This is a genomic window from Thermococcus sp., from assembly GCF_027012695.1.
In the GTDB taxonomy this organism is placed as follows: domain Archaea; phylum Methanobacteriota_B; class Thermococci; order Thermococcales; family Thermococcaceae; genus Thermococcus.
In genome coordinates, this window is record NZ_JALUYR010000011.1 from 1 (window position 1) to 14,329 (window position 14,329).

General features: G+C 55.1%; 15 protein-coding genes. 8 read left to right on the forward strand and 7 right to left on the reverse strand.

Annotated features, from left to right (window positions below):
* The first annotated feature begins 796 nt into the window (after positions 1–796).
* A complete protein-coding gene (locus MV985_RS00560; protein WP_297458066.1) occupies positions 797–1,648 on the forward strand; it encodes a damage-control phosphatase in 852 nt (283 codons plus the stop codon).
* Here the strand turns inward: MV985_RS00560 and MV985_RS00565 are convergent.
* On the reverse strand, positions 1,641–2,786 hold the full coding sequence (locus tag MV985_RS00565; protein WP_297458040.1) for a DUF763 domain-containing protein: 1,146 nt from the start codon (positions 2,784–2,786) through the stop codon (positions 1,641–1,643). The genes MV985_RS00560 and MV985_RS00565 overlap by 8 nt on opposite strands.
* Before the next feature lie 170 nt (positions 2,787–2,956).
* Here MV985_RS00565 and serK point away from each other — a divergent pair, with 170 nt between their 5' ends.
* Positions 2,957–3,685 (forward strand): L-serine kinase SerK, encoded by a 729-nt coding sequence (gene serK / locus MV985_RS00570; RefSeq protein WP_297458042.1) that lies wholly within the window; start codon positions 2,957–2,959, stop codon positions 3,683–3,685.
* 94 nt (positions 3,686–3,779) lie between these two features.
* Positions 3,780–4,436 carry an HAD family hydrolase gene (locus tag MV985_RS00575; RefSeq protein WP_297458068.1) on the forward strand — a complete coding sequence of 219 codons (657 nt, stop codon included), beginning with the start codon at positions 3,780–3,782 and terminating at the stop codon, positions 4,434–4,436.
* On the opposite strand, the gene MV985_RS00580 is transcribed toward MV985_RS00575, so the two are convergent.
* The 5 genes from MV985_RS00580 to MV985_RS00600 all read right to left on the reverse strand — a co-directional run bounded on the left by MV985_RS00580 (position 4,423) and on the right by MV985_RS00600 (position 7,014).
* On the reverse strand, positions 4,423–4,590 hold the full coding sequence (locus MV985_RS00580) for a hypothetical protein (protein WP_297458044.1): 168 nt from the start codon (positions 4,588–4,590) through the stop codon (positions 4,423–4,425). The genes MV985_RS00575 and MV985_RS00580 overlap by 14 nt on opposite strands.
* Position 4,591: 1 nt before the next feature.
* Positions 4,592–5,035, reverse strand: a complete 444-nt coding sequence (locus MV985_RS00585) for a hypothetical protein (RefSeq protein ID WP_297458046.1) — start codon at positions 5,033–5,035, stop codon at positions 4,592–4,594.
* Positions 5,036–5,134: 99 nt separating this feature from the next.
* Positions 5,135–5,908 (reverse strand): MBL fold metallo-hydrolase, encoded by a 774-nt coding sequence (locus tag MV985_RS00590; protein WP_297458047.1) that lies wholly within the window; start codon positions 5,906–5,908, stop codon positions 5,135–5,137.
* Positions 5,909–6,709, reverse strand: coding sequence for a hypothetical protein (locus MV985_RS00595; RefSeq protein WP_297458049.1), 801 nt, complete (start codon positions 6,707–6,709; stop codon positions 5,909–5,911).
* Entirely contained in the window at positions 6,706–7,014 is a 309-nt protein-coding gene (locus tag MV985_RS00600) for a hypothetical protein (RefSeq protein ID WP_297458051.1), read from the reverse strand. Before MV985_RS00600 ends, MV985_RS00595 begins: the two co-directional genes overlap by 4 nt.
* Positions 7,015–7,176: 162 nt before the next feature.
* On the opposite strand from MV985_RS00600, the gene MV985_RS00605 reads away from it, so the two are divergent.
* The 5 genes from MV985_RS00605 (at position 7,177) to MV985_RS00625 (ending at position 13,124) form a co-directional block, all read left to right on the forward strand.
* Positions 7,177–8,175, forward strand: coding sequence for a hypothetical protein (locus tag MV985_RS00605; RefSeq protein ID WP_297458053.1), 999 nt, complete (start codon positions 7,177–7,179; stop codon positions 8,173–8,175).
* A gap of 1 nt (position 8,176) precedes the next feature.
* Positions 8,177–9,079 carry a hypothetical protein gene (locus tag MV985_RS00610; RefSeq protein ID WP_297458055.1) on the forward strand — a complete coding sequence of 301 codons (903 nt, stop codon included), beginning with the start codon at positions 8,177–8,179 and terminating at the stop codon, positions 9,077–9,079.
* A 9-nt stretch (positions 9,080–9,088) separates the two neighbouring features.
* Positions 9,089–9,583, forward strand: a complete 495-nt coding sequence (locus tag MV985_RS00615) for a hypothetical protein (RefSeq protein ID WP_297458057.1) — start codon at positions 9,089–9,091, stop codon at positions 9,581–9,583.
* A gap of 1 nt (position 9,584) precedes the next feature.
* Complete coding sequence (locus MV985_RS00620; RefSeq protein WP_297458059.1) at positions 9,585–10,574, forward strand: SPFH domain-containing protein; 990 nt, start codon at positions 9,585–9,587, stop codon at positions 10,572–10,574.
* A gap of 132 nt (positions 10,575–10,706) precedes the next feature.
* Positions 10,707–13,124: an ABC transporter substrate-binding protein gene (locus MV985_RS00625; RefSeq protein ID WP_297458061.1), complete on the forward strand. Its 2,418-nt coding sequence runs from the start codon at positions 10,707–10,709 to the stop codon at positions 13,122–13,124.
* Positions 13,125–13,186: 62 nt separating this feature from the next.
* Here MV985_RS00625 and MV985_RS00630 read toward each other — a convergent pair whose 3' ends face one another.
* Positions 13,187–14,200: a M42 family metallopeptidase gene (locus tag MV985_RS00630; RefSeq protein WP_297458063.1), complete on the reverse strand. Its 1,014-nt coding sequence runs from the start codon at positions 14,198–14,200 to the stop codon at positions 13,187–13,189.
* Between the last annotated feature and the right edge of the window lie 129 nt (positions 14,201–14,329).

The following is a 14,329-nucleotide window of genomic DNA, read 5'->3' on the forward strand; positions in this document are numbered from 1 at the left end:
AGGACGCTAAAAACAAAGTTGAAACTATTAAGAAGGCTTCGTTTGGTGTTAACCCCTGACTTGAATTGCTTTTTGAGTAGTGCACGGCTAATCTTTGCCCTTTTTGAGTGGCAAGGGTCATTTTTGGTCAAGCTTTCCCAAAGCTTGTTCGCCTGCGCGAAGTTTGATCAAGGTTCGCATGTCACTTCTCGGAAATTCCGGTTTTAAAGTGGGTTTGCTTTCACTTGCCAGTTTATAGTGTTTCACTGTGAGAATAACGCCCGAAGGGCGTTAAGAAGAAGTTGAAACTTGTTTTAAGTGAAATTTTAGATACAAACCCGTTTTGGACTTCCAGTTTTGGGAAGACATACAAACTCATTCTGGCGGTTTTGGTGAGAGTTTACTCTTTGATCAAACTTTGCAGCGCAAAGTTTGTTCGCCAAGCAAAAGTTTCATCAAAGTTTGTAGCTCCTTCTTGAGATGCAATTTCTTTGTGTGGTTTCTTTTGATGTGTGTTTGAGTATTGGGAACGCATGGGATTGCATCTTTTTAGCCTTGGTTTGGCTTTAGAATAGACGCCCGGAGGGCGTCAATGGAGGCAAACCCTTCAGGAGGATTCTTCTCAAATGTTCCCCTTGCAAAATGAACACTTAGTGCAAAACTTCCTCCAATGACTTCCCTTTGATGGAAAGCCACAAACTTTTGGTGAAGCTTTTTTCCAAAAGCTTCCTGTACTCTCAAACCCCTTGGAAGTTCTCCGCAGTTCTGCCGGTGGTGTTAAAAAGCTCTGAAACCTTGTCATCTTCGGGTGGTGAGCGTGAAGATCCACTACGAGTGCTTTGCCTGTGCCGCGAACCAGTGTCAGAAAATCGTCGAGATTGGCACGGAAGACCTGGGGCTCAGGAAGAGGGGCATCATCGAGGCGGCAAAGCTCATGGGGAGGATAAACGAGGACTCGATTCCCGCTGTTTTTGACAGCGAGGTTTTTCTCGGTGTTTACAGAGTCATAGGCAACGACGATCCGTTTAAAGACTACAAGGAGCTCTCAAACAGGCTGGCCGAGAAGGTTGTCTCCGACATCGAGAAAGAGAAGATGGACCTGAGGACTGCACTGAAGCTCGCTATAGTCGGCAACGTGATAGACTTCGCCGTTGGCTACTCCCCTGAGAGAATCGGGGAGGACGTTGGGGCAATGCTGGGCGAGGAGCTCTACGTTGACCACTCCGATGAGCTCTTTGATAGGCTGGGGAAAGCTAAGATCCTCCTCTACCTAACGGACAACTGCGGCGAGATTTACTTTGACAGGCTCTTCATAGGGAAGCTGAAGGAGGCGTTTCCTCACCTGAAAATCTACGTCGCCGGAAAAGAAGGCCCTATAATCAACGACGCAACTGTTGAAGACCTTGAGAGAGCTGGCTTTGAGGAGTTCGCCAGAATAATCTCCACTGGGACGAGAATAGTTGGAGTTCCCCTCGATCGGGTCTCGGAAGAGTTCAGGGAGGTTTTTGGGAGGGCTGACCTCATAATCGCCAAGGGGCAGGGCAACTTCGAGACGCTGAGCGAGATAAAGGACGATCGAGTTTTCTACCTGCTCAGGGCCAAGTGCCGGCCGATAGCGAGGGAGCTTAGGGTACCGCAGGGGAGCATGGTTTGTATGCGGGCTATGTAGCCCTCTTCTCCCCCTCCGGGAACTTCCAGTTCTTCGTTATCTTCGTAACGTTTCTAATGAGGGCCCTCTCCTCCGGATGCCTTGAGACGAGCTCTTCTAAGAAAGAAATCAGCTCGTCGTAAGCCGGCTTGTCTATCGGGAACGGCACTTTATCCTTGCCGCCGACGGCGTAGCTGAACTTGAAGGGATCCGGAGGATGTGTTACCGGATCCGCCCAGCTCGGATGAACGTCGTAGATTAACTCAAGGACGAGCGATAAAGCCCTCAAGGTGCCCGGCCCGAGGCCCTTAAGGAGCAGAAACTCCCCGTAGTTCGAAACGCTGAGCTCCCTCGCAAATTCTAGTGCTTTTTTGTTCAGCTCTGCCTTTCCAAGACTCTCGTAGTGTTTCAGCAGGTCTTTCTCCCAGGGCTCGCGGGGCTTGTAGTACACGAGGGGCCTGTAACCCTTAGATATCGCCTTCAGGCTCTCGAGCTCTCGTTCTATCTTAACCGGGCCCTCCTGGACAAGGTCGAGAAGGGTCTCCTGGTATTCCATGGCCTCTTTCGATACGGTGTTGAGGGCGAACTCCCTCCTCAGTCCGGCAATGGCATTGTGGGGGTCGCGGGTAAAGGTTTCAGCGTCAAACCAGTGGAAGCGCCTCGCGAGTTTGGCTTTCTCGTTCATGCCCTGCTGTATCACCGCCCAGTTCCCCTCCTCATCGAGAAAGAAGACGTGATGGTAGAGCTGATAGCCCGTCTGAAGGGCGACGGTATCAACCTTGGCAACTAGTCTTGAAGTCCTGACGTACTGCTCTGGGTCAAGGTCGTAGAGCTTTGCGATAATTTTCAGCTCTTCCGGCGTTGCCCGGCTCTTCTTCCCCTTCCCGCCGGCCGCTTTTATCCCAAGTTCCTCCCGCCAGAGAGCGTCCTTTATCATGCCAGTGGTTACCGTCGTCGAGCCACTACTGTCCCAGTCCATCCCTATGACGTTGTTGAATGCCTGGAACCAGACCGGGTCGGAGAGCCTCTCAAGGAGACCCTTCGTCCCGTACTCCTCAACTGCAAGAATAAGCACTAACCTCGTCAGCTTTCTCATCCTCTGGGCGAGCCACGCTGGAACGTGGCCACCGTGGAGGGGCAGGTCAGCGACGTTCCTCATGGGGGTTGTCTACGCTCTCCGGAGTTTTAACCCTTGTCCCCCAAGATATTCGGGTTTTCCGCGGATTCTCCGGAGGATGGCCGGAGTTTCCCTTCACCCTGAAAGGGAAAGCCTTTTTATCCCCCGTTTCGATACCCGTCTGCAGGTCTGATGCTTACGGGGGGTTGAGAATGGGAGTTGAGAGGGTTCCGAAGTACGACATCCCGACGGTTAAGGTTGACTACGTCTTTATTGAGCTCGACAGGATGAAGCCCCACGAACAGCTCGTCCAGAAGGAGCTTGAGGCCTTCATAGAGAGCGTCACCGGTTCTGGCCTCTTCTGGAAGCCGATGCTCCTGGCCAAGATTCCTGGAACTGAGGAGTACCTCATCGTTGACGGTCACCACCGCTGGGCCGGTCTTCAGAAGCTCGGCGCGAAGAGGGCTCCTTCGGTTATCCTCGACTACTTCAGCGACGACGTGAAGGTCTACACCTGGTATCCCGCTTTCAAGGGTGACCTCAAGGAGGTTATCGAGAGGCTCAAAAGGGAAGGCCTTGAGGTCGTTGAGGACCCCAACGCTGAAGAAAAGGCCGAGCGCGGTGAGATAGCCTTCGCCCTCGTCGGCGAGAAGGTTTTTGCCATACCCGGTGGCCTTGAGGAGCAGAAGAAGGTAAGCAAAGTGCTCGACGAGATGAGCGTTGAAGGGAAGATAGAGCTCATCTACTACGGCCTCAAGGAAGACGCCAGGGAGGACATGGCAAAAGGTGAGATTGACTACGTCTTCATCAGGAAGGCCCCAACAAAGGAGGAAGTCATGGAACTCGTCAAGCGCGGGGAAGTTTACTCGCCCAAAACAACGAGGCATGTCCTCCCATTCAACCCGGACAAGATTGACGTTAAACTTGAGGAGCTCTTCTGAAGATTTTTAAGTTCCCTCTCCTACTTTTCCCGCCGATGACGAGGGATCAACCGGCTGAGCTGTGATGAGATCGGTCTTGGCCGAGGCGGTTTCCATGATAAGGGGCCTGGTCTTCGACGTTGACGAGACGCTGGTTTACTATGAAGGCTACAACAACAGGAAATGGTACGAGGAGTGGATTCGCCCGGAGCTACTGAAACGCGGCATTGACCTCGACTACAGGACATACAGAAAGACCGTAACCGGCGAACTTCCAAGGAGCTACGTGGAGCGCCTTGGTATTGACCCCGTGGAGTTCTGGAAGCTCGTTGACCGGATCAACCTCTCCTACCGGAAATTGATGGCCAAACTCGGGAGGATAAAACCCTTCCCGGACGTTTCTGCACTGGGGGATCTGAAGAACCTCGGATTGAAGCTCGCCGCCGTTAGCAACGCCTCCCAGGAGTGCACGGAGTTTGTGCTTGATCTCTTTAGCCTGAGGAATTATTTCGACGTCGTCTACGGGAAGGACTACTCCCACCTCGATGGGGTGAAGCCAAACCCGTACCTCGTCGAGAAGGCCCTGAAGTCGCTCAACCTGAGGCCGGATGAGGCTTTGATGGTCGGTGACAGCGCCCACGACGTTTTGGCCGGGAAGAGGGCCGGTTTGAAGACCGTCAACGTAACCCGTTTTGGAAGGGTGGAGGGGGCAGACTACTACGTGAAAGACCTGTGGGAACTGGTTGAACTGGTCAGGACTATTGGGATTTGAACGTTCTTTCCAGACTCTCTTCTGCCAATTTTAGTAAATCTTCCGGCGTTAGAACCTCGATCCTTTCAGGTTCCCTGTCGAGAACTTCAAAGCTTGGCACGATGAGGACTTTCCTGCAGTCGAACTGCCCCAGCTTCTCCTCGATCTTTTTCACCTCATCCCTCCCAACGCGGTTCTTCCACGAGTTCGAGCTTCTTGAAGCCTTCCAGGGGAACGTCAAGTTCAAGCTGAGGTTTCTCAAACCTAACCGGCCTGGGACCGTAGATTTTGGCGAGCAGGCTCTCGACGAAGTCTCCCACGTGCCTTGGAACCTTCTCATTCACGGCCTTCCTGACGAACTCCCGCGGTGTCTCAAGTTCAATGTAGGCGCACTTCGCCTCGAGATATAAGTGAAGGTCGAGGAGCAGCGAGGCATGCTGATAAACGAACTTCTTCCTCTTCCTTCCGATGATGGGAATCTTCCTGAGTATTCCCATGCCCGTCAAAATTGACAGGTACCTCTGAAGAACCTCCGGATTGTCCTTCTCTATCCGGCCGCAGGAAAACAGGAGAGAGGACAGCTCCGTGCTGGTTTCCTTGCCGTCCGCCACCCCCTTCATCACGGCCTCGTAGATGGCCGTCAGCTCCCTCTCCTCTTCAGCTCAATTTTTCTCCGAATTATTCTCTTTGCTCGAAAATAAATTTAAAGTTTTGGGGGTTCACTCCCCGTAGAACTCCTTCTCGAAGACGTCTATCCCGACTTCCAAGCTTTCCAGCCAGTCGAGGAACTTCCCCACGTGCTCGTCCCTGAAGATCGCCCCGTGCTGCGGCGCTATGACCTTCGGCTTCAGCTTCCTGACGTGCCTGACCCAGGCCCTCAAAGCCTTTGTGGAACTCATGTAGCGCCTGTGGAAGCCCTCCATGTGTTTGATGTGATCCTCGAAGTCCTCCACGAAGAGGTACCACTCGTCCTTTGAGAACGCTGCCGCACCTATGTCGGAGCTGAAGAGGATTCCGCTCTTCTCGTCGTAGAAGGAGAAGTTGCCGGGACTGTGGAGGTAGTGGCTGGGAACCGCTTTGATGATCGATTTGCCGAGCTTGAAGTCCGCCCCTTTATCCGGAATCCCAATGGTTCTTCCCGCGCTGAGAACCGCGAGGTGCGGGATGAACCGGACCCAGAGGTCCGAAATGACAAGTTTCGCCAGCGGGGCGTACTCGAACCACAGGTTCAGCCCGGCAACGACATCGGGATCCTGGTGCGAGTAGAGCAGGTACTTTATTTGTGTCGGCGGAACTATCGAAGAGACGTTCCTCAGAACCCTGGAGAACACGAAGAAGCCCCCAGGCTCTACCAGAGCCGCTTCGTTCCCGTCAACGACCAGGTACTGGTTGGTTAGAATCCCCCTCTCTTCCTCGCTCTCCTCTATTCCGAGCCAGTAAACCTTGTGCTCCCCGTCGTCGTAGAGCGGGTAACTGTTCATATTCCTTATCATTCAGACACCCCCAATCGGAACCCAAACGTTCACCATGTACGGCCCGCTTATTTTAGCGGCTATCTCAGCGGCCTTCCTCGCGTCCTCGTCGCCCTCGACCTTAATCACCTCGACTCCCTCAGGTCCCCGGTATTCTATGGCCAGTATCCTGCTGCCGTCCAGAAGGACCTTAAAGGAACTGGTACCGTCGCTTGTAACTCCGGAGATGTACAGGATCCTGTCCCTCATCGTGCCCCTGAGTTCGCCCACCAGATCAAAGAGGCCTCCGTTCCCTATGACGTGAAGCCCCCCGTGGACCATTCTGGACTTGGCGAGGAAGTTGGCAACGCTCATCGGGTCAGAGAAGTCCACGTGGATTGCTACGTCCCCGCTGCTTTGGGGGATATCATTCGTTGCCCCCTGCTCGCTCTCGGCCAGTTCCCTGAGGGATTTCCCGATACCCTCGACCAGATCTTGCAGGGTCTTTCCGAGCCAGAACTCTCCCCTCCCGGAGTAGGAGAGCTCAAGCGCAGCTTCCACGCCCTTCTGCCATTGCTTGAGGGTAACGACGAGGGTTAGATGGCTTTTTTCACCCCTCCCATCGTAGATGTAGCTGCTGTAGTCTGAATGGTGCTCGAAGCGGTATACGTCCCTGAACTTGAATAGGAAGCGGGGAAGCATTATTTCCGCCGTGAGACCGTTTCTCGTGCTTACTCTAACCACGTAAGGCCAGTTGGTGACGAATGAAGGCACGTCCTTAAGAACCTTCTCCACGGCCTCCCTGGAGGCCTCGATCCGAACGCTGGTGCTCTTCCGCTTCATCTGGCATTCACCAGGGCCCGATTTATTCTGACGTAAATGCCATCTATTCCCTCCTCAGGTCTGGCGGGAACCATGAAATACACCTCGTCCCCGTCCCGGAAGGAGCATTCCCTTTCCTTCTCGTGGAGGATGACGCTCAGCTCGAGACCGGACACGACTCCATCCTTCACCCTTGCCTTCCCAACGACGTGGGGAACACCTATCTGGGCACCGTCCATGACTGCCTTCCATACCCTCTGGAGTTCCTCAAAGGGATCGAGATGCCATCCCCGGAACCAGGTTGTCCTTTTATTCTCAACGTGCATTTGAACCACCTTATATCCCCAGTCTGGATTTTGTGTTTTATCCAATTTCTGGGTCTGACTCTAAATCCGTGGGTTTTGTTTTAAGCCTTATGGTTCGGATTTCAAACAGCCCTCCTCCGGGCGGTTTAAATAGTATGACAACCAACCCGATGGGGAGTTACAATGGAGGAGTTCAGGTGTGAGAGGTGCGGTGCGCCCCTCGAGGTTTCACCCGAGACGATAGTCGCGGTATGCCCCTACTGCGGCTTTCCCAACCACATAAGCGGCGCCCTTAAAACCGAGGACATACGCATTGTCCCGACGCTGAACAAAAACGCCATAGCTCAGGCCTTCTGGGAGCGGGTTGAGAGGGATTTCGACCTGAAGAGGATGAGGGACAGAATAGAAATCGTTGATATTGAGGGCCACTACGCCCCCTACTGGGCCGGAACGGTTCACGTCGAGGGTGACGTTGAGTACACCGTGGAAGAGGAGGAGTGCCATACCGACTCCGAGGGAAACACCCACTGCCGCACGGTTGAGCGGCACTACCACGAGCACGTTGACAGAAACCTAAGGCTTATGGGTTCCGCGAGGAGGCAGGTTCAAAGTTTTGGCGTTGATGACGTCATACGGCACTACTCAAAGGCCCGGCCGGACTCAAAGCGGCTCCTCGACCTTGATGAGGACGGGTGGGGAAGGATAAAGCTCGAGATACTCAACACGGAGATGGACGAGAACCAGGCAAAACTGATGATGCGCGAGGACGCGGTTGACGTCATAAGACGGGAGTTCTCTTCCAAATCGGACAGGATAGATTACTTCGATGTCACCGCCGATGAGCCTGAGAACGTTTCACTCCTGCTCCTCCCGATGTGGACCGTCTACTACAAAGTCGAGAACTCGATATTCCACGTCGTCTTCGCCGGCTGGGATGGAAAGGACGTCGCCGCGACGGAGCCGATGCCGATATGGCGGCGCGCCCAGTACCTCACGGGGGCGGTTATGGGCACGATTATAGGCGCCGTTGGGGCCGCCTACGGGGGTGCGGCGGGCGCTTCCCTGGTGGCGCTCTTCGCGACTCTCTTCGGCGCGGGCCTGAGCGGCTACTTCGGGGCCAAGGTTCTCGAGGGGCAGAGAATAGAGCACGGCGGAAGGTTCCTCGGCGCGAGGAGGTGGTAAAATGGATGTTCAGTGTCCAACCTGTTCGGCCAAGTTCAAGGTTCCAGACACGGTTACCGTTGCCACCTGCCCCTACTGCGGGACGACCTTCCACGTCCATACGGGCGAGGAAGCCACGGAGGAGCACTACTTCTTCCCGCCGATGAAGAAGGACGCCGGTGGGGTTCTGCTCAAGTTCCTCTCGAGGCAGTATGGTGCTCCTGCGGACATAACGGGTGCGAAGATTACCAAAAAACAGCTCCACTGGGTCCCGGTTCACTTCTTCTACGCCCACGGCAGGTACAGGCGGTGGACGACGATAGAGGAGGTCTTCTTCGAGGGTGTCCCCGCAGGTTCGCCGTTTGCCCCCCTCCTCGATGGTTACCCCTTCCCGGTCAGGGGAAAGAGGTTCTTCGACCAGTCCATCGTAGGAAAGGGCAGGTACTACGAGCCTGAGGTGACGAAGGAAGAGGCAGAGAAAAAGGTCTACGAGCACCTTCTCAATGCGCTACGCTCCGAGGCCCTCGAGGAGGACAAGCCCTTCGAGGACGATAACGTTGAGTACGAGATAAAGTACCAGGGACTGGTTCACTACCCCCTCTGGGAGGTCCACTACGAGTACGGAGGAGAGTCCTTCGAGGGGTACGTCGATGGAACCGATGGGAGGGTGATAGAGGCGAACTATCCCCTGATGAGCGGTGCGAGGAAGAAGGCCACCCTCCTAGGGACGGGACTCATAGGTGCCGGCCTGGTCTTCGGAATAGCGGCAGCCGGTGCCTACGGGAGCATCTGGGGGATAGTAGGCGGTTTAATCTCGGCCGGAGCCGGTTCCTACGGGATATTCAAGAAAGGCTCCGTGAAGAGGAGGACCGTGAGCGAGGTGTCTTCCTCCGGCGGGGGAAACATATACTTCAAGCCGATTTGAGGTGGTAATATGGGGAAGGAAACCTCTATTGTTGAAAAGCTTGAGCTTGCCGTTCCGGGCTTCCACGGCTACAAGAAGAAGGAACTCCTGAGGGAGGACGACAGGCTCGTCCGCGGCAAGGTGGCAGATATACTCGCCCGGGCAAGACGCGAGATGGAGAGGGCGATACAGAGGTGTGCAATGGTCAGCTGTGCCCAGCTGATGTCCCTCGACACGATGAGGAAGAAGCTCATGATGCTTGAGAGCAGGGTCAGACATGCGGAGGCAGGTTACCGCGGCTACTTCGACAGGGTGAAGTTCAGGGAGGAGGAGATAAAGAGGCTCATAGAGTACGATGCCAAGATGATTGAGCTGGCCGAGGAGATACTTGACAACGTTAAGGCGATAAACGGGGGGATTGCCAACCCACAGGCTTTGGGCATGGCGGTTTTGGAGTTAGACGACAAGCTCAACTCCTTCGAGGAGGTTTTGAGCAGGAGGATGAGCTTCGCGGTGGGTGAGTGAAATGGTGCAGGTAATCGAGTGGGTCAATCCCGGGGAAGACGAGATAATCTGGCGCTACCCGAACGAGGTCATAAAGTGGGGTGCCCAGCTGATAGTCCACGAGTACGAGGTAGCGGTCTTCATGCGCGACGGCAAAATCTACGACGTCCTTGGCCCGGGAAGACACACGCTAACGACCCAGAACCTGCCTCTCCTTTACAGGCTAGTCGGAGGAAGCAACAGCCCCTTCAAGGCCACGATAATTTTCGTCAGCACCAAGCAGTTTCAGGGACGCTACGGAGGAGAAACGCAGACGAAAGAGTTAGCGCCGGTCAAGTACTACGGCGTCTACTGGTTCAAGGTTGCAGATCCAGTTCTCTTTATAACCGAGGTGGTCGGAGGGCAGAGCCTCTACGATACCAGCGATGTAACCAGGTTCATACGTGCATATTTCAACGAGGGCATGATGAAGCACCTCTCCGCTTACTCGATAGTTGACCTCTTCCAGAACCTCGACATGGTGAGCACTCAGGTTAAGGTAAAGCTGATGGAGGACTTCAGAAGGCTCGGCCTTGAGCTGGTTGATGTAAAAATTGAGGGCGTCAACACCACCGACGAGTGGCGCCAGAGGCTCTTCTGGATAATGCAGACGGGCAACGCTCAGGCTGTGATGCAGATGGACACGGCAAAGCAGGTCGCGGCGGAACTCGGGAAGAGCGAGGGGGCCGCTATAGGAACCGGGATGGTGATAATGCCCCAGCTCCTCCAGCAACCAGCGCAACCGGCCCAGCCGTACACGGGTGGCGGCGTTCCTCCAGCGGGTTACCAGCAGCCCCAGCAGGCCGCTCCAGCGGCACAGCAACAGGAAATCTGTCCCTACTGCGGCAAGCCGATCCCCAGGGGGGCGCGCTTCTGTCCCTACTGCGGGCACGAGATAAAGCGCTGTCCCAACGGCCACATAGTTCCAGAGGGGGCGAAGTTCTGCCCGGTGTGCGGGGCGAAGATAGAGTGAATGACCCCTTACTTCTTTTTCCTTCTGTGGTAAGGTTTATATGATGCCACGAGATATACCACCTGTTGAGCCTTAATCGTCCGTTTCGTGCTGGAGCAACCAAACACAAACGACTCCTCCTGGTGTTTAGATATGAGAAGACTCTTCCTCACTCTGTTACTCGCCTTCCTCTTAGTGATGCCCCCAGCGCGGGCCGTGAATCCAGGGGTCTCCGTCATCGAGTTCCAGGGCGTTCAGAACCCCGAGAGAGTTATTCCACAGATAGCCAACGGGCAGTACGACATCGGACTCTTCTCCCTGCCAATGGAGGACTACCTGCGTCTCGGCGGCAATGTTCTCAAAAGCCTCGATCTGTACAGCAGGGCAGTCTCATACAACGAGCTGACCTTCAACACCTACCACGACCCGGACAAGGACGCTCCGCTGGTTACCGTTGGTGACAAGGTCTACTTCAACCCCTTCGCGGTTCGGGAAGTCCGCTTCGCGCTGAACTACCTCGTAGACAGGGAGTACATCGTCCGGGAGATATACAAAGGCGGTGCTACTCCCATGTTCGGCTGCATCAGGCCCAGCCACCCGGCTGACAGGTACTTCGAGCCAGTTTATAACGCCCTCAACCTCACGGGTTCTGGAAACCTGAGCATGGCCATGGAGCTCTTCAACGAGGGCATGGAGAAGACTGTCCAGCAGGTCGCGCCGTACAACCACAGCCTCGAAAGGGTAAACGGCACTTGGTACTTCGACGGCGAGCCGGTTACCATTAAGTTCGTCATCCGCATAGAGGACGAGAGGCAGGAAATCGGCCGCTACGTTGCAGGTTTGATTGAGGAGTACTTTGGATTTAATGTCGAGCGCCTTGAGTGGGACCAGCAGAAGGCCGGGCAGGTTGTCTTCGCCAAGCCGCCGAGCAACTACGAGTGGAACATCTACACCGGCGGCTGGAAGGTCGAGGATGAGGTTCCGAGCGTCTGGGTCGATGACTACACCGCCTGGTTCTATTCTGCCTGGTACGGCTACCTGCCGGGCAGGGACGAACCCAAACACAGGAACACGGTCACAGTTGGGGAGTTTCTTATGTACGTGGGCAACGGCGACGCCGATGCGGGGCTTCGAGCTATAGGGGCGGAGTACTACAAAAGCGCTTCCGAGCTTGGAGGGATTCTCAACTGGACCGAGGAGGAGCTCACTTACCTGTTGACCTACTTCACCATTGACAGGAAGTCCATCGAGGGAACCCCGCACCTTCACCCGGACCTCGTCCCCGAGGAGCCGATCAAGATAACCACCGAGGGCCAGTACTGGGACCTCCAGAAGATATCGATGGGCCTGGGCATAATGGAGAGCGCGAGGGTTTTCCTCACGGAGGTCTGGGAGTTCTCCCCCGTCAACAGAGAGAGGGTTTCTGGAATAAAGACGGATCCAAGCCTTGGCCTCTTCAACAGGTGGAGCCTCCTGAGCGCGGAAACGCCCGACGGCGTCCTGAGAGTTACCCACCTCATCCCCACAGGCGGATGTTTCTGCCTTCCCTTTAACCCGGCGGTGGAGTCAAGGTACCCCCTCTTTCCAATCAGCCTCTGGGACCTCCTCCACGACCCGGCGGGATACACCGACCGGAACGGCCTCTACACGCCCTATAGGTGCAGGTGGAACGTTGAGAGGGGAAACTTCACTGTTCCGGATGATGCCGTCGTCTACAACCAGATCCAGGGCTGGATAAACCCCCACGCCGGCGAGACGGCCAGGGTCAGAATCAGGATAAGCTGCGATCTCGGCGAGTGGCACAACGGCGTTAGAATGAGGGAGGCCGACATTAAGTACTACATAGCCTTCCTCTACACCTGGGCCTACAGGGACGGTCCAGAGGACAGATACTACGAGGACGACCTCTCCGGGGTCGCCACTTTGCTCAGGAACGTCCTCGGCTTCGAGTTTACAGATGACGGTTACGTCGTCTATGGCAGTTATTCCCACCCCATCGCCGACGACCTCACGGCAAAGGACTACCTCTTCTACCCGAAGTCTCCGTGGGAGCTCTACTACGCGATGGGCGAGCTCGTGGCTAACGGGAGAGCCTACGGAATCTATCGGAACTACTCCCTTGGCAACGCCGGGGGAAATATCGAGTGCCTCAACTTCCTCACCAAAGAGCACGTCGCCGACCTGAGGAAGGTACTGGTGCATCTGATGGAGAAGAAAGCGGTACCAACTGCGATAGCAGACGAGGTGAGAGATCCGGAAGAGGGCTACGCGAGGCTCATCGAGTGGATAGACACCTTCGGCAACGCCGTCATAAGTGACGGGCCGTTCTACATCGAGAGGAAGGTCCCGGAGAATTTGTTCATGGAGCTGAGGGCCTTCAACGGCTCCAGTCCAATCTCTCCGCCGAACCTCAACGCGACAACCCCTGTTTCAAGCTCCCCGGAGGACTCTCCGACGCATTCGAGCGGAGGAGAGCAAGAAACATCGTCCGATACCCGGTTCCTCTACGCCCTCGGCCTTGGTGCCCTGCTGATACTGGGGCTGGTGTTCCTCATGGGTAGAAAGAAGTAAGTCCCGGCAGGACTATTCAATCTCCCAATTTTCACCTTTTTCCCTTCAAAACAGAAAAAAGTTCAGAGAAACTTCTCCTCGATGTAGGCCCTTATCAGCTCCTTCGTTGCGAGGAGGCCTTTAACGTGCGTTCTCTCCATGCCGTGGCTCGCGTGGACACCGGGCCCAATGAGGGCAACCCTGAAGTCCCAGCCTGCCCTTAATGCTGCGCTTCCATCGGAACCGTAGTAGGGGAACACATCAACCACATGCGGAATGTCGTTCTTTTCGGCCAGCTCGATGAGCTTGCTCGTCATCTCGTAGTCGTACGGCCCGCTGGAGTCCTTCGCCGCTATCGAGACGGCCGTTTCTTTACCGTAGACGCCTTCGCCGACAACACCCATGTCCACGACGAGTAGCTCTTTAGTGCTCGATGGATAGCCTGCTGAACCGCCATGGCCGACCTCCTCGTAGGGCGAGAAGAAGAAAGCAACTGGCAGTTTTTCGAGCTCGTCAGCCAAATCAAGGAGGAGGTCAATCATAACCGCGACGCTCGCCTTGTCATCTAAAAAGTGCGCCTTGACGAAGCCGTTGACGTACTCGAACTTCGGGTCGAAGGCTATGAAGTCTCCCGGCCTGATGCCGAGCTTCTCGGTGTCTTCTTTCTTCTCGACGAGCTCGTCGAGGCGGATGTACATGCTCTCCTCCTTCCTCTCCTTCTTTCCAGCCTCTCTGTTCACGTGGACGCTCGGGTTCTTGAGAAGGAGCGTTCCTCTAAACCTCTTCCCTGAGCGGGTTATTATCGTGCAGTACTCACCCTCAAACGTCGGAAGGAGGAGTCCACCGATTTTTGTGAAGCTCAAATGCCCGTCCGGCAAAATTCCCTTTACCATCGCTCCAAGGGTATCAACGTGGCCCACTATTACGAGATCGGGCTCAGGATGGTTGCCCGCTATTAAAACGCCCTTGTTGGTGTAATACGTCTTTATTCCAACCTCGTTGAGCCTCTTCTCGATGTGCGCAAGAACCTCCCTGGTGTAGCCGGTTGGAGAAGGTATCTCGAGAATTTCGCGCAGAATTTCGACAATCCTCTCCATGTTATCACCAAAATGGAATAAGCGGGGAGGTTAAAAACCTCACCCAAAGTCGTAGCCGTAGCCGGAAACCGTGAAGCCATAGACCTCGCAGTGGTATTCGTTGCAGGCCTTTACCGTCACGCGATAGGT

Excerpts from the sequence above, each read along its gene's own strand:
- MV985_RS00585 (WP_297458046.1), bottom strand. The coding sequence starts at position 5,035 with ATGAAGGGGGTGGCGGACGGCAAGGAAACCAGCACGGAGCTGTCCTCT.
- MV985_RS00575 (WP_297458068.1), top strand. The coding sequence starts at position 3,780 with ATGATAAGGGGCCTGGTCTTCGACGTTGACGAGACGCTGGTTTACTAT.
- MV985_RS00595 (WP_297458049.1), bottom strand. The coding sequence starts at position 6,709 with ATGAAGCGGAAGAGCACCAGCGTTCGGATCGAGGCCTCCAGGGAGGCC.
- MV985_RS00610 (WP_297458055.1), top strand. The coding sequence starts at position 8,177 with ATGGATGTTCAGTGTCCAACCTGTTCGGCCAAGTTCAAGGTTCCAGAC.
- MV985_RS00600 (WP_297458051.1), bottom strand. The coding sequence starts at position 7,014 with ATGCACGTTGAGAATAAAAGGACAACCTGGTTCCGGGGATGGCATCTC.
- MV985_RS00630 (WP_297458063.1), bottom strand. The coding sequence starts at position 14,200 with ATGGAGAGGATTGTCGAAATTCTGCGCGAAATTCTCGAGATACCTTCT.
- MV985_RS00590 (WP_297458047.1), bottom strand. The coding sequence starts at position 5,908 with ATGATAAGGAATATGAACAGTTACCCGCTCTACGACGACGGGGAGCAC.
- MV985_RS00625 (WP_297458061.1), top strand. The coding sequence starts at position 10,707 with ATGAGAAGACTCTTCCTCACTCTGTTACTCGCCTTCCTCTTAGTGATG.
- MV985_RS00605 (WP_297458053.1), top strand. The coding sequence starts at position 7,177 with ATGGAGGAGTTCAGGTGTGAGAGGTGCGGTGCGCCCCTCGAGGTTTCA.
- MV985_RS00565 (WP_297458040.1), bottom strand. The coding sequence starts at position 2,786 with ATGAGGAACGTCGCTGACCTGCCCCTCCACGGTGGCCACGTTCCAGCG.
- MV985_RS00620 (WP_297458059.1), top strand. The coding sequence starts at position 9,585 with ATGGTGCAGGTAATCGAGTGGGTCAATCCCGGGGAAGACGAGATAATC.
- MV985_RS00615 (WP_297458057.1), top strand. The coding sequence starts at position 9,089 with ATGGGGAAGGAAACCTCTATTGTTGAAAAGCTTGAGCTTGCCGTTCCG.
- serK (WP_297458042.1), top strand. The coding sequence starts at position 2,957 with ATGGGAGTTGAGAGGGTTCCGAAGTACGACATCCCGACGGTTAAGGTT.